The organism is Levilactobacillus tongjiangensis (assembly GCF_003946345.1).
Taxonomy (GTDB): Bacteria; Bacillota; Bacilli; order Lactobacillales; family Lactobacillaceae; genus Levilactobacillus; species Levilactobacillus tongjiangensis.
The window spans coordinates 13253-36433 of the sequence record NZ_RHNY01000003.1; the positions used below are offsets into that span (position 1 = coordinate 13253).

General features: G+C 46.1%; 28 protein-coding genes and 1 pseudogene. 21 read left to right on the forward strand and 8 right to left on the reverse strand.

Annotated features, from left to right (window positions below):
• Positions 1-223 precede the first annotated feature (223 nt).
• The 4 genes from EKM75_RS02010 (at position 224) to EKM75_RS02025 (ending at position 3132) form a co-directional block, all read left to right on the forward strand.
• Positions 224-754 carry a hypothetical protein gene (locus EKM75_RS02010; protein ID WP_125691635.1) on the forward strand — a complete coding sequence of 177 codons (531 nt, stop codon included), beginning with the start codon at positions 224-226 and terminating at the stop codon, positions 752-754.
• Between the two features lie 22 nt (positions 755-776).
• Entirely contained in the window at positions 777-1220 is a 444-nt protein-coding gene (locus EKM75_RS02015; protein ID WP_125691637.1) for a hypothetical protein, read from the forward strand.
• 265 nt (positions 1221-1485) lie between these two features.
• Positions 1486-2376 carry an EamA family transporter gene (locus tag EKM75_RS02020; RefSeq protein WP_125691639.1) on the forward strand — a complete coding sequence of 297 codons (891 nt, stop codon included), beginning with the start codon at positions 1486-1488 and terminating at the stop codon, positions 2374-2376.
• A gap of 375 nt (positions 2377-2751) precedes the next feature.
• Positions 2752-3132 carry a VOC family protein gene (locus EKM75_RS02025; RefSeq protein WP_125691641.1) on the forward strand — a complete coding sequence of 127 codons (381 nt, stop codon included), beginning with the start codon at positions 2752-2754 and terminating at the stop codon, positions 3130-3132.
• 42 nt (positions 3133-3174) lie between these two features.
• Here EKM75_RS02025 and EKM75_RS12975 read toward each other — a convergent pair whose 3' ends face one another.
• The 3 genes from EKM75_RS12975 to EKM75_RS02035 form a co-directional block, all read right to left on the reverse strand.
• Entirely contained in the window at positions 3175-3297 is a 123-nt protein-coding gene (locus EKM75_RS12975; RefSeq protein ID WP_263853483.1) for a hypothetical protein, read from the reverse strand.
• Positions 3298-3431: 134 nt separating this feature from the next.
• Positions 3432-4262 carry a hypothetical protein gene (locus EKM75_RS02030; RefSeq protein WP_225426630.1) on the reverse strand — a complete coding sequence of 277 codons (831 nt, stop codon included), beginning with the start codon at positions 4260-4262 and terminating at the stop codon, positions 3432-3434.
• 637 nt (positions 4263-4899) lie between these two features.
• A complete protein-coding gene (locus EKM75_RS02035; RefSeq protein ID WP_125691645.1) occupies positions 4900-5370 on the reverse strand; it encodes a hypothetical protein in 471 nt (156 codons plus the stop codon).
• A gap of 191 nt (positions 5371-5561) precedes the next feature.
• On the opposite strand from EKM75_RS02035, the gene EKM75_RS02040 reads away from it, so the two are divergent.
• The 6 genes from EKM75_RS02040 (at position 5562) to EKM75_RS02060 (ending at position 12623) form a co-directional block, all read left to right on the forward strand.
• Positions 5562-7448, forward strand: a complete 1887-nt coding sequence (locus EKM75_RS02040; RefSeq protein ID WP_125691647.1) for a glycoside hydrolase family 2 TIM barrel-domain containing protein — start codon at positions 5562-5564, stop codon at positions 7446-7448.
• Positions 7432-8397 (forward strand): beta-galactosidase small subunit, encoded by a 966-nt coding sequence (locus EKM75_RS02045; RefSeq protein WP_125691649.1) that lies wholly within the window; start codon positions 7432-7434, stop codon positions 8395-8397. The genes EKM75_RS02040 and EKM75_RS02045 overlap by 17 nt, the downstream gene beginning before the upstream one ends.
• Positions 8398-8621: 224 nt before the next feature.
• Positions 8622-8753 carry a hypothetical protein gene (locus EKM75_RS12980; RefSeq protein ID WP_263853484.1) on the forward strand — a complete coding sequence of 44 codons (132 nt, stop codon included), beginning with the start codon at positions 8622-8624 and terminating at the stop codon, positions 8751-8753.
• A gap of 21 nt (positions 8754-8774) precedes the next feature.
• Positions 8775-10766 carry a cation:proton antiporter gene (locus EKM75_RS02050; RefSeq protein ID WP_125691651.1) on the forward strand — a complete coding sequence of 664 codons (1992 nt, stop codon included), beginning with the start codon at positions 8775-8777 and terminating at the stop codon, positions 10764-10766.
• Between the two features lie 233 nt (positions 10767-10999).
• Entirely contained in the window at positions 11000-11644 is a 645-nt protein-coding gene (locus tag EKM75_RS02055; protein ID WP_125691653.1) for a TetR/AcrR family transcriptional regulator, read from the forward strand.
• A gap of 289 nt (positions 11645-11933) precedes the next feature.
• Positions 11934-12623 (forward strand): hypothetical protein, encoded by a 690-nt coding sequence (locus EKM75_RS02060; protein WP_125691655.1) that lies wholly within the window; start codon positions 11934-11936, stop codon positions 12621-12623.
• A 169-nt stretch (positions 12624-12792) separates the two neighbouring features.
• Here EKM75_RS02060 and EKM75_RS13045 read toward each other — a convergent pair.
• Positions 12793-13695 (reverse strand): annotated as a pseudogene (locus EKM75_RS13045) (IS30 family transposase).
• 346 nt (positions 13696-14041) lie between these two features.
• Here EKM75_RS13045 and EKM75_RS02070 point away from each other — a divergent pair.
• The 8 genes from EKM75_RS02070 to EKM75_RS02105 all read left to right on the forward strand — a co-directional run bounded on the left by EKM75_RS02070 (position 14042) and on the right by EKM75_RS02105 (position 18716).
• Positions 14042-14695, forward strand: a complete 654-nt coding sequence (locus EKM75_RS02070; protein ID WP_125691657.1) for an NAD(P)H-binding protein — start codon at positions 14042-14044, stop codon at positions 14693-14695.
• A 25-nt stretch (positions 14696-14720) separates the two neighbouring features.
• Positions 14721-15161 (forward strand): MerR family transcriptional regulator, encoded by a 441-nt coding sequence (locus tag EKM75_RS02075; protein ID WP_125691659.1) that lies wholly within the window; start codon positions 14721-14723, stop codon positions 15159-15161.
• Positions 15162-15348: 187 nt separating this feature from the next.
• Positions 15349-15627 (forward strand): hypothetical protein, encoded by a 279-nt coding sequence (locus EKM75_RS02080; protein WP_125691661.1) that lies wholly within the window; start codon positions 15349-15351, stop codon positions 15625-15627.
• The gene (locus EKM75_RS02085; RefSeq protein ID WP_125691663.1) at positions 15621-15977 is read left to right on the forward strand and encodes a type II toxin-antitoxin system PemK/MazF family toxin; all 357 of its coding nucleotides are present in this window, start codon (positions 15621-15623) and stop codon (positions 15975-15977) included. Before EKM75_RS02080 ends, EKM75_RS02085 begins: the two co-directional genes overlap by 7 nt.
• A 301-nt stretch (positions 15978-16278) precedes the next feature.
• On the forward strand, positions 16279-16752 hold the full coding sequence (locus EKM75_RS02090) for a flavodoxin (protein ID WP_125691665.1): 474 nt from the start codon (positions 16279-16281) through the stop codon (positions 16750-16752).
• A 104-nt stretch (positions 16753-16856) separates the two neighbouring features.
• Positions 16857-17900 carry a zinc-dependent alcohol dehydrogenase family protein gene (locus EKM75_RS02095; protein ID WP_125691667.1) on the forward strand — a complete coding sequence of 348 codons (1044 nt, stop codon included), beginning with the start codon at positions 16857-16859 and terminating at the stop codon, positions 17898-17900.
• 200 nt (positions 17901-18100) lie between these two features.
• Positions 18101-18460: a type II toxin-antitoxin system RelE/ParE family toxin gene (locus EKM75_RS02100; protein WP_125691670.1), complete on the forward strand. Its 360-nt coding sequence runs from the start codon at positions 18101-18103 to the stop codon at positions 18458-18460.
• Positions 18450-18716 carry a helix-turn-helix domain-containing protein gene (locus tag EKM75_RS02105; RefSeq protein WP_125691672.1) on the forward strand — a complete coding sequence of 89 codons (267 nt, stop codon included), beginning with the start codon at positions 18450-18452 and terminating at the stop codon, positions 18714-18716. Before EKM75_RS02100 ends, EKM75_RS02105 begins: the two co-directional genes overlap by 11 nt.
• Before the next feature lie 140 nt (positions 18717-18856).
• Here the strand turns inward: EKM75_RS02105 and EKM75_RS02110 are convergent, their stop codons facing one another.
• The gene (locus tag EKM75_RS02110) at positions 18857-19447 is read right to left on the reverse strand and encodes an NAD(P)H-dependent oxidoreductase (RefSeq protein ID WP_125691674.1); all 591 of its coding nucleotides are present in this window, start codon (positions 19445-19447) and stop codon (positions 18857-18859) included.
• A gap of 100 nt (positions 19448-19547) precedes the next feature.
• Here EKM75_RS02110 and EKM75_RS02115 point away from each other — a divergent pair, with 100 nt between their 5' ends.
• Positions 19548-20117, forward strand: coding sequence for a Crp/Fnr family transcriptional regulator (locus EKM75_RS02115; protein WP_125691676.1), 570 nt, complete (start codon positions 19548-19550; stop codon positions 20115-20117).
• 258 nt (positions 20118-20375) lie between these two features.
• Here EKM75_RS02115 and EKM75_RS02120 read toward each other — a convergent pair whose 3' ends face one another.
• Together EKM75_RS02120 and EKM75_RS02125 are read right to left on the reverse strand one after the other, a co-directional pair.
• Positions 20376-20633, reverse strand: a complete 258-nt coding sequence (locus tag EKM75_RS02120) for a Txe/YoeB family addiction module toxin (protein WP_125691678.1) — start codon at positions 20631-20633, stop codon at positions 20376-20378.
• Entirely contained in the window at positions 20626-20895 is a 270-nt protein-coding gene (locus EKM75_RS02125; RefSeq protein WP_125691680.1) for a type II toxin-antitoxin system Phd/YefM family antitoxin, read from the reverse strand. The genes EKM75_RS02120 and EKM75_RS02125 overlap by 8 nt, the downstream gene beginning before the upstream one ends.
• 193 nt (positions 20896-21088) lie before the next feature.
• Between EKM75_RS02125 and EKM75_RS02130 the strand changes: the two genes are divergently transcribed.
• Complete coding sequence (locus EKM75_RS02130) at positions 21089-21526, forward strand: MFS transporter (RefSeq protein WP_382338916.1); 438 nt, start codon at positions 21089-21091, stop codon at positions 21524-21526.
• A 179-nt stretch (positions 21527-21705) separates the two neighbouring features.
• Positions 21706-21903 carry a hypothetical protein gene (locus EKM75_RS02135; RefSeq protein ID WP_125691682.1) on the forward strand — a complete coding sequence of 66 codons (198 nt, stop codon included), beginning with the start codon at positions 21706-21708 and terminating at the stop codon, positions 21901-21903.
• A 191-nt stretch (positions 21904-22094) separates the two neighbouring features.
• Here the strand turns inward: EKM75_RS02135 and EKM75_RS02140 are convergent, their stop codons facing one another.
• Positions 22095-23066: an AEC family transporter gene (locus tag EKM75_RS02140; RefSeq protein ID WP_125691684.1), complete on the reverse strand. Its 972-nt coding sequence runs from the start codon at positions 23064-23066 to the stop codon at positions 22095-22097.
• Positions 23067-23181 lie beyond the last annotated feature (115 nt).

The window sequence follows — 23181 nt, forward strand, 5'->3', positions numbered from 1 at the left end:
GATGTCAGTTCTAACACCTCTTTTGTTTTCTAGCATTCAATTTGTTATTAATAATAAATTCTGATTAATAATAAAGTGCTGTAGTCTTTAGGCGACGGGGTTCTCTTACGCCCCTCAGAATTGATCTAATTGATAACCCGTTGAAAGGTTAGCGGGGTTAGTTTAGAATGAGAGTGGTTAGGGGACAGAACCTTTTTATCACTTGAAATCGGAGGAGCGACAGATGAACATGAAACGGATGGTCACCTTGCTATTAGCCACGGTGACGGTGTCAACGGCGGCAGTTACACTAGGGACGCAGCAGGTAGAAGCAGCGACGACCCGCTACACAATCAGGACTTTTCCCAAACGAATGCGGGGAACGTGGTATACCTATTCAGGGGGCAGGTATTACCGCGTTAAAATTACGGCCAAGAAAATCAGTGGTGCAGCGGGTACTTGGCATTTGCACCCTAAGAAGGTCACAACGACCACTAATTTTCGCAGTCGGCGGCATCTTAATTGGATCTATGGGACGACGTTTAAAATTGCAGGCGAAAAGTGGACGTGGACGTACGGTTGGACCCAGGGAGCTGGCGCAGGGGACTACTATCGTGGCGTTGCCCATCGACTCGATGGTAAGACGTATCACACGCTGCAATTGGCAAGTGGTGCCGAGGCTTGGACCGATGCGTACGCCTATCACAGCAAGCGAGCCGCGAAGAAGTATGCTAACCGTTTCTTTGGGAATGAGCGGCTTCGCGATGATTTTTAAATAATTTAGGAGACGATATATAGTGAAGTTGAAAAAAGTATTCATGTTAGTGGCATTATTAGCGGGGGTTGGAATTGGACTGGGAATGCTACAGTCACCAGTGTCAGCTAGTGCTAGTCGGGCGATTCCACGGGCCTACCGGGGACACTGGTATGGCAATCATACGACGTTTATCGTGAAAAAACATTCGGTGTATTCGAATTACAATGGTGCTAAAAATACCCTTAAGGGGAAGCGACTTTACGTCTCTATTGGGAAAAATGTTTGCACTTGGGGAGTTAGCGGTACCGATGCGGTGTTGTCGAACAAACGCGTCAAGCGGACGATCCATGGCAAACGTCAGTCCGTGTTGATGAACTTTGCGGACGATTACAAGCCCGCTGCACCCTACTCAGTCCGATACTTTACGCGGCACAAGTCGGACCGCAATAAGAAACTGATGGGTCACGTGAATTACAGATTTTAACTGAGGAGAGAGTGTGGTAAAAGACGGTTAGTCAATAAGCATTAACGTCGATAGACGAATAATCCTGGTCTTGGATTGTTTGTCTATTGGGGGTAAGCGGAGTTGACTGTCTTTTGTCGCACGTTTCAACTATATATGTTTGAAGCGTAGAAAGGGGGTGAGACAAAAGTCTCAACCCCTTTCTACTTACCGGTTTTCGAGCATTCATAAGTTGTATAATGAGAACGGTAGGTTTATTAGGAATACATATCCTTGGAGTGATTTTTTGAAAAAAATAGCACCAATTTTTGTAGCACTGGGCGCCGTTAGTTTTGGAATTCCGGCGTCATTGTTCAAAATTGCGCGGCGAGAGGGCGTCGTCAACGGACCGCTATTGTTCTGGTCCTTTCTCAGCGCAGTCATTATTCTAGGAATCATCCACGTTGCGCGGCGGCACTGGTTACGATATCAACACACTAATTGGAAACAAATCTTGTTGGTGATTGCGGCAGGCACGGCCTCTGGCTTTACCAATACATTCTACATACAGGCGTTAAAATTAGTGTCAGTAGCTGCAGCAGCAGTCATGTTGATGCAGGCAGTCTGGTTGTCAGTTTTGCTGGGCTCAATTATTCATCATCGGTGGCCATCGCGCTTACAGGTTTTAAGTATCGTGTTGGTTTTAATCGGCACGGTTTTGGCGGCTGGGCTCTTCCCGATTGAGGGGGCCTTATCACCGTTGGGATTGTTCTTTAGTTTCTTAGCGGCCTGTGCTTACGCTTGTACGATGCAGTTTACGGCCAGTCTGGGCAATAACTTAGATCCTTTAAGTAAGACTTGGCTACTGTGTGTGGGTGCTTTTCTCTTGATCTCCGTTGTTTGGGGCCCACAGATTGCAACGGCACCAGTTACTGGAGATACGATTAAATGGGGAATTTTGATTGCCCTCTTCTCGATGGTCTTTCCGTTGGTGGCCTATTCGATTTTTATGCAATATTTGGAATTGGGAATCGGTCCAATCCTGTCATCATTGGAACTACCATCGTCCATTGCGGTGGCCTTTATCTTATTAGGAGAAACGGTCAGCGGTTTACAGATGGTTGGCGTCGTGATTATTATCTCAGCGGTTATTCTGCCCAATGTTTGGGGAATGCGTCGCCGAGAAAAGTTGAATTAAATACTGCTTGAATAGAGATAAAGGGACTTCAGTGACAAACATGTCGCTGAGGCCCTTTATGTGACGTGCTAATTTCGTCCGAAAGACATGATACAAACCGTTGTAAATAGAGCAGCAAAGCACGAAATGAATTTAGCCAACTGCAATCTCCTCCTCCAAAAGGTGACCGGTTATTGAGGCCATCATAGCATGAATCAAAGGGAAGCGGGCAAGAATCGTTTTACCCGTTAAGTTGATTGGTGGGTAGGATGAGGTGCCACTGGTCAATCGAGGTGCGAGGCCATTTAGGCCTACGATTATTTCCGGGATAGAATCATCGTGAAAAGTAAAGGCACGTGGTATTCTGGAACTAGAAAAATTGCTGGAGGGATTTGTATGCAAGCACCCATTACATATTTAGCTTTTAAAACGCAGACAAGAGAGGCATTAGCCTTCTACACGACCGTGTTTCCCGATACGAAAGTCTTATCCGTAACGCCGTACCCGGATCGACCGGAGTTAGTCTTAAATAGTCAACTGGAGATGCATGGCATTACACTGGGCTTGTTTGATATGGGAGCCGATGAACAAGCTCCCATTGACTGGGGCACTTCACTTTACATTGAGTGTGATTCGGTTGAGGAATTTTGGCAGCTTTTTGATCAATTGGAGGAGGGTGGCAAGGTCTTAATGGGTCCCATGGCCATGGCAGGTTTTGAACAAGTCACTTGGGTGACCGACAAGTTTGGGGTGACCTGGCAGTTAGTTGCGCATTAAAAAAAGCGTCTGATTGAAGTCAATCAGACGCCCGCTCGGTCATTATTTAGTATGGACAACCGTCGTTGTTGCGCGGCTTTCTGCCGTTGCAGTTTTGGTTAAAGCCACACCGGCCACTGCGCCCATTAACAGGATCGCCAGGATGAATTTAAAAAGTTGTTTCATTACTTGCGCCTCCTTAGGATTTTCTAAGGTTTAGTTTACCACGACGAATCTACAATGGCGGTTATCCAGCTTAATCATCAGGACAAGCAAACCCGTCGTAGCCAGGTTAGGTTGCGGCGGGTTTATGCTAAGCATTAATCGCTCACACCATCATAGCCAATGAAGGTGTAGTATTTGGTGCCGCCAATGGTATACAGGCTATCAAAGGTGCCGGCAATTCCCTTGGTGGGGTTGCCAGTAGTATGTTGGGGTGTGTGTAGATTCTTTAGCGTCAGACAGTATTGATAAACTCCAGACTGACTGACCCGTTTAGTGTTAACGCCCCTTAAATTGTGGCTAAAGTATAGTTTGCGATAAGGATCGTTAAAGTTGGTTTTGGTGATTTTTGCAATGCTGTATGGTTTTTGGGCAAAACCCAAGCCAGAATTGGCTTTATTATCGTATTTGAGGACTTCAACGTAGCCGTCTGGCGTGATACGAAGACTGGTTGTATGTGGTTCAATCGGGCTCAACGCCGCCTTGGCGCCACCAATATATAAATCACCATGACTATAACCTGGCATGTAGATGGGAGCTTTAACCCGCTTGAAGCCGGCTAATTTATCCGTGGCCGTAATTGTGGCTTGCGGGTCGTAAGCGCCAGCACCAGGATCCATGGTGTAGCCGGCTTTGGCACTATTTAGGAGGGCAGGGTAACTGAGGCGGGCTAAGTATAGCTGAAGGCTAGGCACCAAATAGCTGCCTTTTTTCGTTGTCGTTAGATTACCCGCTACCGTGATTCCGGCGGGCAACGTTAGTTTTTGCATGATAGCTTGACCGGTCTTGTAAGTTGGCAGGTAGGCAACCTTTACTGTGATCGGTTTAGTTGTCTTGTAGTAGGCACTGAGGTTTAAGAAGTCGGTGCTGGCGGTGTAGTCTCCGACCTTAACCAGAGCACTGGGCTTTTCAGTTTGGGCTTTAGCCAAGAGGCCACCGCCTAATGCAACGGCACTAATTGCTAGCAGGCTAAGGCCAGTTTTAAGAACTTTTCTGAGGATGAAGACCGCTCCTTTCTGAGATAAACTGTTACCTCAATTATACCTTAGAATATGTGAAGAAAAATGGAAGAACTGGGATTTGTTTCATGTGGAACAGAAAGATAACCCGGGTTATACATGTTGACTATCAAGTGTCTAACCCAAGCAGTTAACCTGGGAAATGTTTTTCAAAATGTGTGTGAATGAAGCTACTATTCAGCTTATGAAAGACAGCGTTTTATATAGCTGAGTCCTGTCGGGTCATTTAGAATCCACCTAAATCAAGCATTACCAGGACTGATTGTGAGACAGTGCTAAAGGGTGTGGTTCTCGCAAGCGTCCGTTTTTTAACGGGCGTGGTTTACAAAGGCCTGGTCCTGCAAATATGAGTATCTCGGCTGGTACCAACAATCCTAATATGAAACGGTTTAGTCGGTATGGACATTTGAGCTAACTGAATAGTACTTAGCTTTAACGGGTTGGTTATTGATGGTAAGCAGCATAAATGGGGTCATTAAAGAGCTTCATCGCGAAAAAAGAGATTGGGATATTTTCCCAATCTCTTCATGCTTTTAAGGGTCCTCAGCTATTTCTTGTAGAAGGTGCCGAAGCTCTTAAAATGTGTCATCTTAGTATTTGTCGGGTAACGTAGAATCATTTTCCGTTTTCTAGATAAAGAGGCTACTTGGTAGGTGACGGATTCACCGTTGCTGTAGCCGCCAAGAAGGTACGTGTTAGTGGCAACTTTCGTGTGAATGAGGCTGAAAACAATGCCGTAACCAGCGGAGTTGGTCTTCAGTTTTTTCTTCTTTGAGTAAATGAGATTGATCAAGTGAGACTGGCCCTTGAACCGGGTCGTGTATTGGATACGATAATAATAATGGTTAGTGGTAGGATGCTTGAACTTGTGGTATTTAGTGTACCAGGTACCATGCATCTGCTTGGGTGTGCCGGCGTACCAGGTCGCAGCATTAGCGGTCTGTGGTGCACTGTACGTGAAAAAGATGAGACTAAAGCCTATGACAAGTAGGCTGAAGGTGAATTTGTGACGGGTCATAAGTCGTGATACCTCCTCTATATAGCCTAGTATAGGACTCCTGAGGGTGGGAACAAGGGACGGAAATAGGGACGTGGACAAGCGCTAACACATATAGCCAGTGTGCGGATTACAATTTACTTCCGCCCGTTTCATTCCGTGGAATCTGTTGTATAATAACGATGTAAGCGTTTTAAAAAGGAGGAAAACTTTTGAAAGCAGAAATTTCTTGGCTGGATGATCCACAGACCTTTCGGGTCAACCAGTTGCCAGCACATAGCGATCACCGTGGTTACGCCACAGCCGCTGAAGCTGCTGAAGCAAAGAGTAGTCTGGTTCAGAGCCTCGATGGTAGTTGGGGTTTTGCCTTCTCCAAGGATCCCCAACATCGGCCAGTGGGCTTCTATGAACCCGACTACGATCGGTCAGATTTCGATCGGTTAGCCGTTCCGGGCCACATTGAGCTCGCCGGTTACGGTCAAATTCAATACATTAACACAGCCTACCCTTGGGAAGGGAAGCACTACCGGCGTCCCGCCTACAGCATGGGCGCTGATCATCCTGAAAAGGGTATGTTTAGCACCGATCCTGAAAATACGGTTGGGTCTTACGTGAAGCACTTTACGCTCAATCCTGAACTCCGGCATCAACGGGTCAGCATCGAGTTTGATGGTGTGGAACAGGCCATGTACTTGTGGCTGAACGGTCACTTTATCGGGTACGCTGAGGATAGTTTCAGCCGCGCTGAATTTGATTTGACGCCTTACCTCCAAGATGGTGAGAATCTCTTGGCTGTTGAAGTCTTTAAGCACAGTACGGCCGCTTTCTTAGAAGACCAAGATATGTTTCGTTTTTCCGGTATCTTTCGTAGCGTGCGGTTAGTGGCTAAGCCCGCCCTGCATCTGGAAGATATGACGATTCGTGCTGGGGTAGACGATGCTTTCGTAACGGGAAACCTCAACGTGAAATTGGCGTTGTCCGCTGCCGACAAGCTGGCGGGTGCCGTTAAGGTCAGCCTGTTTGATGCCACTGGTAACGTTGTGTGGACGGATGATGCCGAAGCTGCTGATGAACTCACGGTACAAACGACCGTTAACCACGTACACCTGTGGAATCACCATGATCCGTACCTCTATCGGTTGGAAGTTACCCTATTGGATGCTGATAGTCAGGTTGTTGAAGTCGTGCCTTACCCGGTTGGTTTCCGCCGGATCGAAATGAAAGACAAGATTATGCAGCTGAACGGCGAACGTTTAATTCTAAACGGTGTTAACCGTCACGAATGGGACGCCCATCGGGGTCGCGCCGTGACCGCTGCCGATATGGCTCACGATATGCAGGTGTTCCACGACAATCACATCAACGCCGTGCGGACCTGTCACTATCCTGACCAAGATGATTGGTACTACTTATGTGACCAGAATGGAATCTACATGATGGCCGAAAATAACTTGGAAACCCACGGAACTTGGCAGAAGATGGGTGTCGTTGAACCATCTTACAACGTGCCTGGTAGCCTGCCACAATGGCAATTAGCTGTCCTGGACCGCGCCAAGAGCAACTATGAAATGTTTAAGAACCACGCGGCCGTTTTATTCTGGTCACTTGGAAATGAATCGTACGCGGGCGACGACATTGCGGCCATGGATAAGTTCTACCATGACGCTGACCCAACGCGTTTGACCCATTACGAGGGTGTTTGTCGGAACCGGGTCTACGAGGACCGGATTTCCGACATGGAAAGTATGATGTACGATCCGCCTCGTGAGATTGAAAAGTACCTGCAAAATGATCCCGACAAGCCATTTGTTAACTGTGAATATATGCATGATATGGGTAATTCCATTGGGGGCATGAACAGTTACATTGATTTGATCGATAAGTATCCAATGTATCAGGGGGGCTTTATCTGGGATTACATTGACCAGGCGCTCTGGACCAAGGATGAAGTGACCGGCCAACCCGTTCTCCGCTATGGTGGGGACTTTGATGACCGGCACGCTGATTACGAATTTTCCGGTGACGGCCTGCTCTTTGCGGACCGGACACCGAAGCCAGCACTGCAGGAGGTGGACTACTACTATGGCCAACACGACTAAACTAAACGTTATTTATGGCGACGTGACGCTGGGACTGAGCGGTCCTGGTTTCCACTATATCTTTGCCTACGACCGGGGCGGCCTGGAGTCGCTCGTTCGTTACGGCAAGGAATGGTTGTACCGGACACCGAAGCCAGCCTTCTGGCGGGCGACAACTGATAATGACCGTGGGAACGGGTTTTCCACGAGTTCCGCTGCTTGGTTAGGTGCCGATATGTTTAGCGCCTGCACTAAGATTGAGGTCGCCGTTAATGGTCAGTCGATTCCGCTGCCCATTGCGCCGGAAAACAACAAATATTCCGACCACGAAACGGCTGAGACTGTGGCCATCAAATTTACGTACACCACGACGACGGTGCCAGCCACCACAGTCACCGTTGAATACGTCGTTGATGGGACTGGTAAAATGACCATCAACACCCACTACCATGGGGCTGCCGGTTTACCAGAGCTGCCCGTTTTGGGATTACGCTTCGTGATGCCAACGGCGGCTACTGGTTTTGACTACCAAGGCCTTTCGGGTGAAACGTATCCCGACCGGTTGGCCGGTGGTCGGCCAGGGACTTACCACGTTGATGGGTTGCCAGTTACGCCATACATGGTGCCACAGGAATGTGGCATGCACATGGCCAATGACTGGGTGAAGGTTACTCGGGCCACGACGCAAAATAACGCCGACCCGGATCACCAACCTTTTAGTCTGACGGTCAGTCAAAACGGTCATCCGTTTGCCTTCAGCTGTCTGCCATACACGCCTGAGGAACTTGAAAATGCGACCCACATGGAAGAGTTACCAGTTGCTCGTCGTACAGTATTGACGGTGTACGGCGCTACCCGTGGTGTCGGTGGTATCGACAGTTGGGGAGCCGATGTTGAACCGCAATATCACGTTGCCGGGGATATCGACCATGATTTCAGTTTTGAAATCAACGGTACTATGGAAGCTTAAAATATTAACGAAAATGTATGTAAAGGGTAGCCAGAGATGTGTCGTCTCCGGCTACCCTTTTTGCTTGGCCGAGATTAGCGGTTAAATACCTTGATGACGCGGCTTTAAGTCGCGGGCAGTGGTCGACCGATTAGGTAATAACATATGCTATAATGACCAGCAGATAAGTTAATGGTGTAAAAGGGTCGTTCTCAATAATTAAGTTGTTCAATGGAGGGAATCGGATGGTTTTAGCAGCGGAGCCGTCACCTAAAGACAAACTGGTGACGCAACTGACGACGACCGGCCGACTTGCGTTACTCAAGCCAGATATTTTCGTCAAGGGCCGCCCGTTACTGGGAGGTCTGGTCGGGTAAAGTCAGTTCGGAGGTTCTGTTATGGATATTGTCTTTTTAGTTTTATTGCTTTTGATTGCTGTGGTGGGTGGCAACGTTTTAGGGAAACATTTTCCCCGGGTGCCGCAGCCTTTTTTCCTGATAGTTTTGGGTTTGTTATTCGCCTTTTTCCCGTTATATCGGGGATTTCAATTCAGTCCAGATGTGTTCACCTTTGCTATTATTGCGCCACTTATGTACGATGAGTCCAAAAATGTTTCACGGTACTGGGTGGGTCGCGGAATCGTAAACATCTTCTCCCTGGCCATTGTATTGGTTCTCCTAACGGTGCTGGTGGTTGGGACGGCGTTGCACTGGTTGTTCCCACTCTTTCCATTGAGTCTAGCGTTTGCACTGTGTGCTGTGGTCACGCCAACCGATGCGTCAGCGGTCAGCGCCATTGCGCCTGAGAGCAAGGAGTATCGAGTCCCTCAAACCATCCTGCAAAATGAATCGTTGTTTAACGATGCTTCCGGCATTGTGGCTTTCGATGTTGCGTTGACCGCGTATATTTCCGGCCAATTTGCGTTCAGTACAGCCATGCTGGATTTTGGCAAAGAGTTCTTGGGTGGACTGCTCTTCGGGGCAATCTTAGGATTGATCACTGCGGCGATTCGGCAACAGCTGATTCGGTGGGGTGACAATTCACCGTTGGTGTTGGTGACAATCGAATTGATTACGCCGTTTGTCCTCTACTACTTGGCAGACCAGATTGGTGTATCAGGCATTTTAGCCGTGGTAGCCGCCGGATTGATTCAGGGAGGCGAACGAGAACAGCTTCGGTTGACGTCGAGTCGGATGCAGATGTTAAGCGCGAACGTTTGGGAGATTATTAATGGCATGCTGTCCAGCCTAGTTTTCGTTCTGCTGGGAATCTCGTTGCCCAGGGTGCTCACTGCAATTTGGCACAATCAGCAGATTCCGTGGTGGGAATTAGTTCTGGCCGGTGTCTTGGTTTACGTTCTGAAATTTAGCTTGCGGCTATTGTGGTCGCGTTACTTTGTGTGGACCCATAAACCAAGCAAGCATCGTTGGTCGGACAGTTGGTTGATGGCCTTAAGTGGTGCCAACGGAACCATTACGTTAGCCCTGGCCTTTTCGCTACCAATGGTCGTCAATGGTCAGCCATTTGCTTTACGTGGGGCGCTGATTTTTACAGCCACAGTCGTGATTCTGCTAAGTCTGTTGGTACCCACGTTTGCGTTGCCAATTTTACTTAAGGCCGGGCCTACGCAAGGTGAATCCGCTCTGAAATGGAGCCGGCACATGCGGTTGACGGCGATTCATCAGTTAGAAGCCGAAACGGATCATCCTAGTGAGGCCCAAATTGTCTTGGATGCGCTACGTCAGCAATTTCAATGGCGCCAGGTACCGCACCGTCGGCAGCAACGGCAGTTATTCAAGCAGGCGGATATGGCCGAAGAGGCGCAGATTGCGGAACTATTGGCAGACCAAAAGATTAGTCAACGGGAGCAGGACTATTACCGGCGCTTCCTGCGTTACAGTCGGTTCACGGTTGACCAACGGTGGTGGAAAAATCTGGTCTTACGTATTTGGTTCAGCATGCACATGGGCCATGCTTATCATGATGTACAGACCGCCCAGGATACGTTTATGACTTCGCCGATAGTGATGGAACAAGTATATTGGCAAGATAAATTCGCTCAGCTGGGGAAGGATATTCGGGTCTTGGAAAATGAAGGTTATCAGGCAGCGATGGCCAAATTAACCATGGTGCAAACGGCGGCAAACCGGACGGCTAATGATGTGGTTAAACGCTATTATCATGAACGCCACCGCCGATTAGCGGCAGAGAAGCCAGATCCTACGATTATCTACCAACTATTTCTCGCGGCGTTTCACGCGGAGTACGAGTTGGTTCAAGCGGAATTGGCGGCGGGCCGGATGACGACCGACGTTGCGAATACCCTTCAGGAACAAATTATTTTTGATGAGATGAGTTATATTCAGAATCAATCGGCATTTTTAGCTTAAGCGCAATCGTTATAGAAACAGTAAATACCACCTGAGGCAGTTCGCTCGGGTGGTATTTTTAGGTTGATTCAACGGTGACCATGGCGATAGGTGTTTGCCGGGAGCTAACAACGAGTCCAAAAGCGTTGGTAGCAACCTTTTTAAGTAGGTCAACTTGATAATTTAGACAAATAATATAATATATCATCTAAATCGTTAAATTATGATATTCTATATTTACAGGAGCTGATAACATGATTGACCAAAAATCCCTGACCATTAAGTTGAATCACGTCATTTTGATTGAAGGGTTTCAAAAATTATCAATGAGTAAACTGGCGGCGGCCGTTAACGTTAGTCGGGCAAGTCTCTATTTATACTTTAAAAATAAAGACGATATTGTGCAGGCAGTCGTGGCCCGTCACTTGAAATTCATTGCCGAACATCCAGTACCCAAGCATTTTACGGTCACGTCGTTTTTGCCGATCTGGTTGGATTCATTACTCTTAATGGGGTCGACGACCACGACGTTTACAACTGACTTGCAGAAGGCCTATCCAGCGTTATACCAAGAATTTATGGGGGCCTATCGGGCCTACTTTGAGGGCTTAAAAGCCTACGTTGCGGCTGGGCAGCAGGCAGATTTTATTCTGGACGTTTTCTCGGCAGATTACGTGCTGTTCCAAGCGCAAGCGTTGGTTAGAACGGTTCTGGACCAGGTTCGAGCGGGCCAACTTTCGTTGAATCAGGCTGAAGATTACGTAGCCGCCACGCTTCATTTACAGTTGGCGGGTTTGCTGACGCCAAATAGTCAAGCCAAACTGGATGTGCAGCAGGTGGTCGGCTTTGAGCAGACCGTGTTGAAAGAATTTCGAGAAACTTATGCGTTGATTTCTTAAATAAAAGACTGATGATGACGGCTGCTAGCCCATTAGTGATCTACTATTATTAGATTATATTAATAAATATTATCGTGTCGACTATGTTTAATTGAAATGACTGGTTTATTCTATTGGCTGAAATATTTTATATATAGAACTATAATGGTTTGAAAACGAAAGTCTGTCTGTCAATAAAAAAGGGTTATTGTTTATCTTCCTGGTTAGGTATAATGGTTGTGTACAACTCATATTTGGATTATCTAAAATTCAAGTGGTTGTGCGAATACTTAATTTTAGGGGGATTTTCTTGAAAAAAATATTTCTTTTGGTACTGTTTGTATCAACAGGGGTCGGAATAGTTGGGGGCACAATTGATGGTCAATCTTCAAAAAAAAGTTATTCGGTCCCAAAGGTTCTACATGGACGTTGGGAAAACCGATGGAAATTTGTAAAAATTCCAGGACAATATATTTATTTTGACAAAGGAAGTATTCGTGCTGGAATGCGAAAGTATAAAGTGACATACGTTACTGGTAATCAGAACAAGGGTTTTAAGATACATCTTAAGGATAAATTTGCGGGGGTTAAGGTATTAAAAATTAAATATAAATTAAGGGAAATTGCTAGTCATGGAAATGTTAAATCGATTAGTCTCAGTACTCTGAAATATGAAACAGCTGATGCAATATACTATAAAGGTAATTTAAGAGATTATTCAGCCAGCAACTTTGTTAACTTGACTAAACCAAGGGGGTTTGATACGTCATTAACAGGATATACTAAACCGTATTCTCAAGTCTCCATAGGAGGAGACGAAAACTTTAGTACAGTATCTGAGAAGAATGGCTATTTTAAAATAAACTTTGCTGGTAGTTTGGATAATTATCTAGACGGTGACAAATTGGTAATATGGTCAAAGGGACCAAATTCTAGTAAGTCGTTTAAAAAAACGCTTACTATTAACTTTGATGATCCTCATGAGTCTATATATGGATAATGAAAATTAAATGCTAATGGAATTAGATTATAGTAGGTTTGTATTTGTGAAATGTATGTTTGCTTGCGTCTAGGTAAAAAATGTTAGTGATTGTGAAAAAATTATGTTACAGCTAAAGCTGCAAGTCCGCTGGTAAAGGGGCTTGTGGTTTTATTAGTATGACGAATTGTCAAATCAAGTGTAACGTTTGCCCAAAGAAGACTTCTGCTGGAGACTTCCAGCAGAAGTCCTCGAATGGTCGATTGTCCAAGTTCGTGTTCTTTGGAAAGTATTCACGGATTAAACCATTAGTGTTTTCGTTTGTTCCTCGTTGCTGTGGCGAATGAGGATCTGGAAAGCAAACTGGAAGATCAATTTCATTTATCAATTCATGATGTTTCGCAAACTCAGTTCCTCAATCAGGTGTAAGGGTCTTGACTCGCTTCAGAGCTACTTCTGCTAAAAGGTTGAGGATAGCTTGATAAACAAATTGTGAATTGATCTTGGGAACACGTTGAGACGGAAGAAAACTAGATTTACGATCTACTATGGTTAATAACGCGAAACGCCCTGTTTTTCCACGAACAGTATCTCCTTCCCAATGTCCAAAACGACTGCGATTCTCAACTGATAATGGTCGGTCGTGGATTGAAGTGGCGTCGTTAAAAAGTCCACGATGTTTGTTGACCGTCCCTTTAACCTTACGTATTTTCCTATGATGCCGTAGCTTACGCGCAATCCCACGATAAATCGTGTTGTAGCTAATAATACAGCTACTATTCTCGTGAGATAATCGGCCTGAAATCTGTTCAGGCAATCAATGATACTTGATAATGCATTTTATAACGAATTATCGAACTCCTGAGTCACTTAAAATTTTTGGACGGCGACTCTTGATTCGCTGCTGTTGGCAGGCCTTCTGTGCTTGTACCACCGAATACTTTTCATGCCCGTCATTGCGCTGGATTTCTCTTGAAATAGTAGCTTTAGAACACCCAATTTCGGCTGATATTTCTTGGTATGATCGTTTTAATCTCAGTCCAACAAGTATGATTTCACGGTCTTTTAAGTTAAGATGTCTATATAGGCTCATAGTCTGAGTTCTACTTGTAAGTGGTGTTGTGGTGATCCCATTTTACAAGGATTCAGACTATGAGTCTTCTTTTATGTCTTCTGACTACCGTTGCACTTCAATTGTAAATTCGTCATTCAAAAAGACAACAAAATTTGAATTCGAAATGATTATTTTAAGATAAAAGTGCGTGTGATGAAGAGCTTATGTCTATTTCAATATAGAAAAAATATGTAAGCAACTTTCCACTTGCCTTGAAGTACACATGAAGGTTTAACCTAAGGTCATTCAAGTTTAAGCGTTGTTTTGAAAAACAGACCATCAGCGTGTCTAAACGTTGGTGGAATCAGATAAAGGAGTCTTTATAATGCGTAAAAATGTCATGATTTTAGCAGCTAACGGCCAGATTGCTCGGTTAGTTGAAAGCCGAGTTCTAGCGAAAAAGGAATTTGCTGATGTTGATTTAACCCTATTCTTGCGGGATGCAAGTCGCTTACAAAGTTTGCAGGATAATCCCCGCGTGACCTTGGTTGAGGGGGACATTATCGATGAAACAGCCGTTAGTGCTGCCATGGCTGGACAAGACCTGGTCTTCGTAGCCGTCGTTGATTATGATCAACAAAATCGGTTGACCAAAAACGTGGTGGCGGCCATGCAAACGAACCACGTTTCCCGGGTGCTCTTCACTAACGTATTGGGCATCTACAATGAAGTTGGCGGTGAATTTGGCCGTTGGAATCTCGAGATGATTGGGGCTGGCATGGCACCTGCACGGCGGTCCGATGCTCTGTTGGCTGACTCAGGCTTAGACTACACGACGTTGCGGTTGCCGTGGTTGAATGACCGGGGCATTGCTTACACGGTAACGACCAAGGAGCAACCTTACAATGGGGTTTCGGGTTCTCGAGCCAGTGTGGCTGACGTGGTCTTGAAAATGATTGCCGATTCCACTCGCTACAGTCGTGATAGTATTGGCATGGCTGATCCCACAACCGAGGGTCAGAATCGTCCGGTTTATTAAACGGGTTTTAAGGAGTTGAATCAGGATGAATATTAAAGAAGCTAGTGAAAAGACGGGGGTCTCCTCTGCAGCAATTCGTTACTATGAAAAGGAGTCACTGATTCCGGCCATTGACCGAACCCCCGTGGGCAATCGGGACATTGATGACCGCATTATTCGCCGAATTCGGTTCGTGACTCAGATGCGGAGTGCGGGGATGAGTGTTGAGAATCTGCGACGTTACATCCAATTGTTTGACGCGCAGGAGGACAACGCTAAGGAACAAAAGGCGTTATTACAGGAACAATTGGCCGTTATGGAAGAAAAACGGGACGACCTGCAGGCGGCCATTGATCATCTGAATTACAAGCTCAATCACTTCTATGACCACATGGAAGCCACCGAAGAGGAGCTCCGAACCTTGGAACGAGAGCATGCCGATAAGGTTACTAAACAGACGGATGATGATGACCGGAAACGATATTAGCCATGATTCACCAAGGTGTGCATCCGACCTATGGCGTAGCATAGTTCAAGCTGTTAATTGTTCTTAAATAAGCTTGAGATTTTGTTTCAGATTTGTTCGAAGATGGAAGAAATTAATAAGCCGTTATTCTTGTGATTCAGCTAGTAGATGTATATACTGAGATATACGAAATGAGGTGCGGTTAAAAATGATGAAGTCATCTGTAAATGAACATATAATTGGTGAATTTGAAACCAGAAAAATTGGGAATTCTTTAGTCTTAACCGTTCCTAAAAAGGCCGGTATTGGCGAAAGAGAGAAGTATTTGTTGGTTAAAAAAGTCGATGGCTCCTTAGAGTATCGACCAGTGGAAAAAAACCCATGGTTAGCTGGTGAGTATGCGGATATTGACTTTGAGGCCTTGAACAAAGATTTAAGTGGGTTTGCTAATGATTCATCAACCGGGCAGGAGAACGTCGAATGGTAACTTTGAAGCAAGGTGATATCATTTTTATTGATGCAGAACCACACGCTGGTCATGAAGAAGGCAGCCACAATCCGCAAGATGGAAATATTCGACGGCCACTGGTCGTTATTTCAAACGATGCTTATAATGCCCAAACTAAGATGATTGTTGGTATGCCAGTTACTTCTAAGCTACTTACTGATCGACGGATTTTTTTGCCAATTGCTGACCCAACTAGTGGGGTTAAAGGGTCAATTATCACTTACATGATTCCTAATTATGACTATATAGCTAGGCACGCTGAGGTTGTTGGAAAAGTTACGTCAAGTGTGTTGGCGGACTTATTACAGCGCGCACATAGTATTTTTTAGATGTCATTACTATGCCAAATTTAGTTAGTATGAAACGAATTAAGGGTAGTTACCTATCGGGTGGCTACTTTTTTCGATATGGCGACGCTAAACGATCATACCTGAGCCCAGCGAATTAAGCCCGTGTAATTGGATGGGTGACAATTTATTTTTAAAAATTTTCAAAGTAAAGGGGTGACAAATGACGGTTGGATTTCGTTAGTAAGAGTAGGCGGTCCAATTAATTCCGAAAATCCCTTGCCTTCAGCCTACTCGAAGCTTGTATGCTAGAGGTAACACGTTAGATAAAGGAGATCTTTATATGGCAGCAGTGTTAATTGTCGATTATTCGTGGTCTGGAACTACCGCTAAAATGGCGGCGGCTTTACAGCAGGTAACGGGCGCCCAACTGGTTAATTTGACGGTGGCGCCAACCACTTTTGGGTCGGATATGTACGCGACGGCCGACATTGCCAATCAACAATTGGCGAGCGGACAGCTGCCCCAGTTGACTAATTCATTGCCTGATTTGAGTCAGTTTGACACTATTTTAGTTGGTGGGCCAGTTTGGTCAGCGAAGGTCTCGACACCGGTCCGGACTTTCCTTGGTAAGTTGAAAAATTATAAGGGAACCGTTGCGCCGTTTTATACGGATGCTGGTACTCCTGGTGGGTACGAGGCGGATTTTACCAAGCTATTGCCACATGCGACGGTTAAGCCGGGCATCGGCATGACCATCCAGGATCTTCAGCAGGCGGACGCGCAATTGACTACTTGGTGGGAACGGACGCTTTAAACAAGTGCTCCAGAAAATGTTAGCCAATGTGTAAAAGTGTTTGCCTTGAAGTGAACTTTAAGGTTTAAGCTAGGTTTATCAGTTAAAAATTGGAGGATGAATTTATGAAAACAGCCGTGTTCGTTGAACCGGGTAAAGTTGAAGCCCAAGAGTTGCTTAAGCCAGAGGTGAAAAAACCGACCGACGCCGTGTTGAAAATTGTGCGCGCGTGTGTCTGTGGGTCCGATTTGTGGTGGTACCGGGGCATCAATGATCGTCAAAAGAATACGCCGGTGGGTCACGAAGCTATCGGTATCGTTGAAAGCGTGGGAGCTGACGTCACCAATGTCCAACCCGGTGATTTTGTGATTGCGCCATTCACCCATGGATGTGGTCACTGTGCGGCTTGTTTGGCGGGCTTCGACGGTAACTGTGAGAACGCGCGGACCGATGATGAAATCGTTGGTTACCAAGGAGAATACTTACGTTTCAAGAACGCTGACTGGGCCTTGGTCAAGGTTCCTGGCCAACCAAGTGACTACTCCGACGCACAATTGAATGACTTGTTGACGTTGGCTGACGTGATGGCCACGGGGTACCACGCTGCTGCCACCGCTGAAGTTAAAGCTGGCGATACGGTCGTGGTGATGGGCGACGGTGCCGTGGGCCTGTGCGGCGTGATTGCTGCCAAATTGCGCGGAGCTAAGCGCATTATTGCCATGAGTCGCCACGCTGACCGTCAGGCGCTGGCACAAGAATTTGGCGCTACCGACATCGTCGCTGAACGAGGTGACGAGGCCGTTCAACGAGTCATGGCGTTGACCGATGGCGCCGGTGCGGATGCTGTCCTGGAATGTGTTGGGACGGCACAATCTGTTGACACGGCCGTGAAGGTTGGCCGGGCTGGGGCCATAGTTGGTCGTGTTGGGGTACCGCAGAAGGCAGAAATGAATACCAATAATCTGTTCTGGAAGAACATTGGTCTGCGCGGGGGGATTGCTTCCGTGACGACGTATGACCGGGCCGTGCTGTTGGATGCCGTCTTAAAGGGCGAAATTCATCCAGGCAAGGTCTTCACGAAGCGCTTTGACCTCGACCACGTGGCCGAAGCTTACGCTGCAATGGATAAGCGTGAGGCCATCAAGTCATTATTGGTGATTAGTGACTAATAAGCTGACGGGGCGGCAAAAAATGTTGCAATAATAGTGCGGAAAACTCACGATGACAGCTGGAGGAAAGGACTTCATTTAATTGTCATTGTGAGTTTTTGAAGTTGATAGTTGTTTTCAAATAGAAAAGCAAAGCTTAAACAAGAAAATCTATAATTCGTAGAAAGCTCTATTTCAGAAATATATGATATAATTGTGATATGGAGAAGATAGTGTTTCAATCTTATAAGCGTCCCAATGGGCACGATGAGTTTATAGAGTGGCTGAGAAAACTACCTAAAAAAGACAGAGCAAAATTATTACAAACAATTGCCAAGATTGAAGAAAACGGTTTGCTCCCAGCTCAGCGTTTGCAATGGGTTAAAAAAGTAGATTTTAATTTATACGAAATAAGAAGCAAAATTGGTTCTAATATTCAGCGAGCGTTGTATTTTCATATTGTGCAAGGTAAGTATGTAATTACGCATGGTTTTACAAAGAAAACGCAAAAAACACCAGAGCACGAATTACAACATGCTAAAGACTTGCGGAAGGAGTGGCTTGAAAATCATGAAAATTGATGACTTGATTCAAGAGGAGTTAAAAGATCCTGAATTTGCAGCGGCATATCGTGATGAGGGTGAACTCTTAGATACGGCCATGGCACTTTATCATGCTAGGGAATCTGCAGGATTAACGCAAGCCGAACTTGCTGAACGTGCTGCAACTACACAAGCCACTATTGCTCGAATTGAGCGTGGCGATAATGTTTCGTTTACTAAGTATGCGCAAATTGCGCATGCCCTGGGGAAAAAACTGAAAGTTAGTTTTGAATAAACTGATAATTCATGATTTAGTCAGGACTCAATTAGTAATTAAAATACTGGCTTATTAGTAAAAAGCACGCTGATTGGCGTGTTTTTTTACTGATTTTAATTATTAGGTTATTAGTTAGTAAATAGTAGTTGTTAATAACCCTAGAGTGTAAACGTCCGCAAAACCTGTTGTCGTTGAGCCAACGACTTTTTCTCAACTTGAGCGAAGTTGTGCCACTTAAAGTGCCAGAGCCGCGTTTTCAGGAAGGTCCCCCGGAACAGGAGCTTGGCAAGTGGTGCCCCAAATAGCAGGCGGTAAGCCCAATTGGGGGTGCTCATGGTCGTGATAATGTCGACCTTAGGTTGCTTGGTCAGTTTGGTCTGCATATTATCGGCCTGATAGAGCTGGCCCTTGGCATAGACCTTGTCGAGAAAGCCCTTAGTCATGGCTGGCATGACTTCCCACCAGACTGGGAACATGAAGATGATGCGGTCCGCGGCGAGCAAGCGTTGTTGGTAATCGGCAACTTGGGGGTCGATTGGCTGGCCCCGCCGCCAGTTACTCAGGTCGTCCGCGGACATCACGGGATTAAAACCGTCCGCGTGTAGGTCGATGAGATCGACATCGTTATTTTCCTGATGAAGTTGGGCAGTAACTTGTTTGAGGAGGGCTGCTAAAAAGGAACGGTGGTGTGGCACGTTGTCGCCAGCGGTGGCGGTGTATGGGTGATCAAAGATAATGACAGTTTTCATAGTTAAGACCTCGTTTTTAGTGAATAAAGAGAGTATAAGTGAGGGGGAGCCCCGCGGCATTAACATTTGTTAATTGCGCAGATTGAAGGAGGAGACCGTGATGGAAATACCCGCATATTTAGCCCAAAAGTTACCAGAAATTGGTGAGCACTGGTCGGAACTTCACGACCTGTTCATCTCTAAGTCAATCCCGGCAGACACGACTTTGGTGGCGGAGGGGGACGTTGCCACCGAACTCTTTATTGTGACGAACGGGGCCCTGCGTCTCTGGCATAATAGCGATGGGCGGGATATCACCTTGCAATTTTTCTTTGAAAATCAGGTCGTCTCGTCCTTTGAAAGCTTTTATCTAAATCAACCCAGTGGTTTTTCCATTGAGAGTTTTGAAGATACGCAGGTGTTAATTCTGCCAAAGGCGGCGTTTGATCAGATTCGGCAGCGTTATCCTACGATTGAACCAGCCATTACGCGTTTTATTTGCGAGCGGTTCATCGCCTATCGCAACATCTTTTTTGACCAAATACAGTACTCACCAGCGAAACGCTATCAGCAACTAGTTAACGATGAGCCGGAGATTCTGGAGCGCGTCCCGCTGCGGTTGGTGGCGTCGTACCTGGGGATGACGCCGGTATCGCTGAGTCGGATTCGTACGCGGCTAAAGGAAAAGTGATGTAATGAGTTCATCTTGGGTACCTCTTAGGAATAATCAAACCGAGCCGAAGGACCGCTTTTCAGGCCGTAGGCGTTCTCCACAGCAGGCGGAATCTCTGACAACCGCGGGTGGCCGGGTGAGACCAATTGTAAGTCTATGACGTCTGTCTATTCTTGACTTGATAACGATTTTCGAACTTTCAACTTTTAGTGATTAACTAAAAACAACAACCAACCCACGGATTCAGTATGCAGAATCTGTGGGTTGGTTGTTGTTTTAATAATGGTCTCGGACTGAGAAGATATAGAGGGTATCCTCTGAGACTTGATAAATTAAGTGATGCTCACTGGTAATTCGGCGAGACCATTTACCAGTCAACTCGAATTTTAGAGGTTCAGGTTTTCCAATTCCCGAAAAAGGATGACAATCAACGTCTTTGATTACACGGTTAATCCGTTTTATCATCGCCTTATTTCCCGTATCATGCCAATACATATAATCTGCCCAGGCATCATCGGACCAAGTTTTATTCATGATCGGTTTCCTCGATTAAAGGATGGTTTTCAAACTTTCCGGCTGAGAGCTGCTGGTTGCCGCGCTTGATTTTATCCATAAGATAAGAATTAGCAGTTATTTTTGCGGTTTCAATGAGCGAATCGTATTCTTCGACGGATAAGACAACAACATCATCTTTAGAATCCTTGGTAGTCACGATTAAAGGCTCTGAATCGTCGTTAACACTTTTTAGATGGGACTTTAAATTTTGACGAAAATTCGAGTAATTAACAGCTTGCAAGTTTATCCCTCCTCTTATGTACAACAAACTGTACAACTGACTCGTTCGAAAAACAATTGTTATGCCTCACTATCCTATGTTGCACTTGATTTGACAATTGAGGGAAAATATTTTCCAAATATCCCTTGCCTTGAAGTCCACATGAAGGTCTAAACTCCTAATCATTCACTTAAAGACGAGGAGTAAAAATAATATGGCAAAACAAAAACGATTTGACTGGATTCTGCTAGACAATTTGATCATCTTCACGGGGACGGTCAAAATTGCTCAGAATTTGGACTTAAATCAAGCTACCCTTTCTTGGGTCAGTAGCGCCTATTCCCTGACCTTTGGTGGGTTTTTGCTTTTGGGTGGCCGTGCCGGCGATTTATTTGGTCGGCGGCGTGTCTTCCAGATGGGACTCCTGATTTTCGGGTTGGGTTATTTGTTGGTCGGCAATTATTACGGCGCGGGCCTTTCAAGGCATCGGTTCCGCTATCCTGGCGCCCCGTTGGCTATTCTGACGGATACCTATGAAGGCGCTGAACGGACTAAGGCCATCGCCTATTATGGGGCTATGGCCGGCATCGGAACTAGCTGCCTCTGTCGCACGTTTCAGCTATATAACTTTAGAAATAGAAAACGGACCTAGAAATTTATTCCAGGTTCGTTTTTTGGGGAAAAAGGTCTTGCCTTGAAGTTACTGCAAGGGACTAGAGTAGGGACAATCAGTTATTTCAAAGGAGCGTTCACAATGAATGAAGAAATTTTAGCTCTTTATCGGGCGTACAGCCACGAGCTGAATGGCTCAAGGAATTACGGCAAGGAACCATGAAATACTTTGCTTCTATTGAGGAGCACGTTGACGCTCAGCCAACGGCTACGGGCTGGCACTTGGTGGGACAAAATCGGGTGACGGCTAGCATTCATGGTGGTGGCAAATATGCCTGGCCACTGAATACCGAGATGGTGATTGAACGGGTTGCCGGTAAATGGCAGATTATGAGTGCTGTTGTTACAACTTATTAGTTAAAAAGAGAGTGCGATAAAAGGCGGTTAGTCAATGAGCATTAGCGTCGATAGCCGAATAATCCCGGTCTTGGATTGTTTGGCTATCGGGGTTAAGCGGAATTGACTGCCTTTTGTCGCACGTTTCGACCATTTACGTTCGGAGCACAAAAAAGGGCTTGAGACTGTTGTCCCAAACCCTTAGTAGCTAACTAGATAAATTGAATCAGTGACATCAGGACGGGAACCACGATAATGAATAACACGGTACTCGTCGTGACGATGTTGGTGGCGTATTCCACGTCACCGTGGGCCTCGTTAGCAAGGATTGGCAGTACCGCTAACATTGGCGTAGCGGATTGAACAATCAACGTTTGCGTGGCCAGGGTTGGGAAGTTGGCCCCCAGGTGACCAGCAGCCAGCAAGACGGCTACCATCAAAATAGGGGATAGAACGAACCGGCCCAGCAGGGCAACGATGGTGTCACGGTCAAAGTGAATACTCTTCAAACCGGCGTCGGCCAAGACAATCCCGATGTAGACCAGGGATAGCGGCGTTACCAGGTTCCCCACGTAGGTCAGTGTCGAGTTGATGAAGCTGACCTTTAGGACGGGGATGTTGAGCAGTAGGAAGACCAACGCTACCAGGAAACCAACCAGTGGCATGGGAATAACTTTCTTCCAGTCGATGTGGTTGTGGTGCTTTTCCTTGGGCTTGGTTGGGTCGTCATTTGAAATCAGGAAGACTCCGAATGCCCAGGTCGAGACGGTGTTCACGATATAGTAGACCAGGAAGTAGGTCATACTCTTATCACCAAACAGCGCGATGTTCAGCGGCAACCCAATGAAGATGGTGTTGGCGTTAACGATGGCGTTGATGAAGATTCCTTTACGACCGGGTTTAACGTGCATGATCCGGACCAGACCGAACGCAATCAGGTAGCCGATGATGACGGCGATAAACGCGTAACCCAGGTAACCGGAGAAGGAGACCAATTGGCCCCGCGTCAGGCGACTCAGCACCGAAACGAAGATGGATGCTGGCAGTGCGATATTCTTAATAAACTTTGAAATAGTCCCGCCGAACTTATCGTCGAACCAGCCTTGGCGGCGTAACACGAAACCAAGAATCATGATTAAGACAACGACGAGGACGCTTTGAATCGAATTCCATAAAACAGCCACGAGAGACGTCCTTCTTTCAAATAATGTTTTTATGTTGTGACGGTGGGTCGCTTACAGCCAACAGGGGCAACACAGTATTGCCCCTGTTGGCTGTAAGCTAAGTCACCAATTAGTG

What these genes read in the sequence shown, in the direction of transcription:
- EKM75_RS02130 (WP_382338916.1), top strand. Translation starts at nt 21,089, where the DNA reads ATGGCAAAACAAAAACGATTTGACTGGATTCTGCTAGACAATTTGATC.
- EKM75_RS02075 (WP_125691659.1), top strand. Translation starts at nt 14,721, where the DNA reads ATGAATATTAAAGAAGCTAGTGAAAAGACGGGGGTCTCCTCTGCAGCA.
- EKM75_RS02025 (WP_125691641.1), top strand. Translation starts at nt 2,752, where the DNA reads ATGCAAGCACCCATTACATATTTAGCTTTTAAAACGCAGACAAGAGAG.
- EKM75_RS02105 (WP_125691672.1), top strand. Translation starts at nt 18,450, where the DNA reads ATGAAAATTGATGACTTGATTCAAGAGGAGTTAAAAGATCCTGAATTT.
- EKM75_RS02100 (WP_125691670.1), top strand. Translation starts at nt 18,101, where the DNA reads ATGGAGAAGATAGTGTTTCAATCTTATAAGCGTCCCAATGGGCACGAT.
- EKM75_RS02080 (WP_125691661.1), top strand. Translation starts at nt 15,349, where the DNA reads ATGATGAAGTCATCTGTAAATGAACATATAATTGGTGAATTTGAAACC.
- EKM75_RS02050 (WP_125691651.1), top strand. Translation starts at nt 8,775, where the DNA reads ATGGATATTGTCTTTTTAGTTTTATTGCTTTTGATTGCTGTGGTGGGT.
- EKM75_RS02135 (WP_125691682.1), top strand. Translation starts at nt 21,706, where the DNA reads ATGAAATACTTTGCTTCTATTGAGGAGCACGTTGACGCTCAGCCAACG.
- EKM75_RS02120 (WP_125691678.1), bottom strand. Translation starts at nt 20,633, where the DNA reads ATGAATAAAACTTGGTCCGATGATGCCTGGGCAGATTATATGTATTGG.
- EKM75_RS02070 (WP_125691657.1), top strand. Translation starts at nt 14,042, where the DNA reads ATGCGTAAAAATGTCATGATTTTAGCAGCTAACGGCCAGATTGCTCGG.
- EKM75_RS02035 (WP_125691645.1), bottom strand. Translation starts at nt 5,370, where the DNA reads ATGACCCGTCACAAATTCACCTTCAGCCTACTTGTCATAGGCTTTAGT.
- EKM75_RS02010 (WP_125691635.1), top strand. Translation starts at nt 224, where the DNA reads ATGAACATGAAACGGATGGTCACCTTGCTATTAGCCACGGTGACGGTG.
- EKM75_RS02110 (WP_125691674.1), bottom strand. Translation starts at nt 19,447, where the DNA reads ATGAAAACTGTCATTATCTTTGATCACCCATACACCGCCACCGCTGGC.
- EKM75_RS02095 (WP_125691667.1), top strand. Translation starts at nt 16,857, where the DNA reads ATGAAAACAGCCGTGTTCGTTGAACCGGGTAAAGTTGAAGCCCAAGAG.
- EKM75_RS12980 (WP_263853484.1), top strand. Translation starts at nt 8,622, where the DNA reads ATGGTTTTAGCAGCGGAGCCGTCACCTAAAGACAAACTGGTGACGCAA.
- EKM75_RS12975 (WP_263853483.1), bottom strand. Translation starts at nt 3,297, where the DNA reads ATGAAACAACTTTTTAAATTCATCCTGGCGATCCTGTTAATGGGCGCA.
- EKM75_RS02045 (WP_125691649.1), top strand. Translation starts at nt 7,432, where the DNA reads ATGGCCAACACGACTAAACTAAACGTTATTTATGGCGACGTGACGCTG.
- EKM75_RS02115 (WP_125691676.1), top strand. Translation starts at nt 19,548, where the DNA reads ATGGAAATACCCGCATATTTAGCCCAAAAGTTACCAGAAATTGGTGAG.
- EKM75_RS02085 (WP_125691663.1), top strand. Translation starts at nt 15,621, where the DNA reads ATGGTAACTTTGAAGCAAGGTGATATCATTTTTATTGATGCAGAACCA.
- EKM75_RS02090 (WP_125691665.1), top strand. Translation starts at nt 16,279, where the DNA reads ATGGCAGCAGTGTTAATTGTCGATTATTCGTGGTCTGGAACTACCGCT.
- EKM75_RS02055 (WP_125691653.1), top strand. Translation starts at nt 11,000, where the DNA reads ATGATTGACCAAAAATCCCTGACCATTAAGTTGAATCACGTCATTTTG.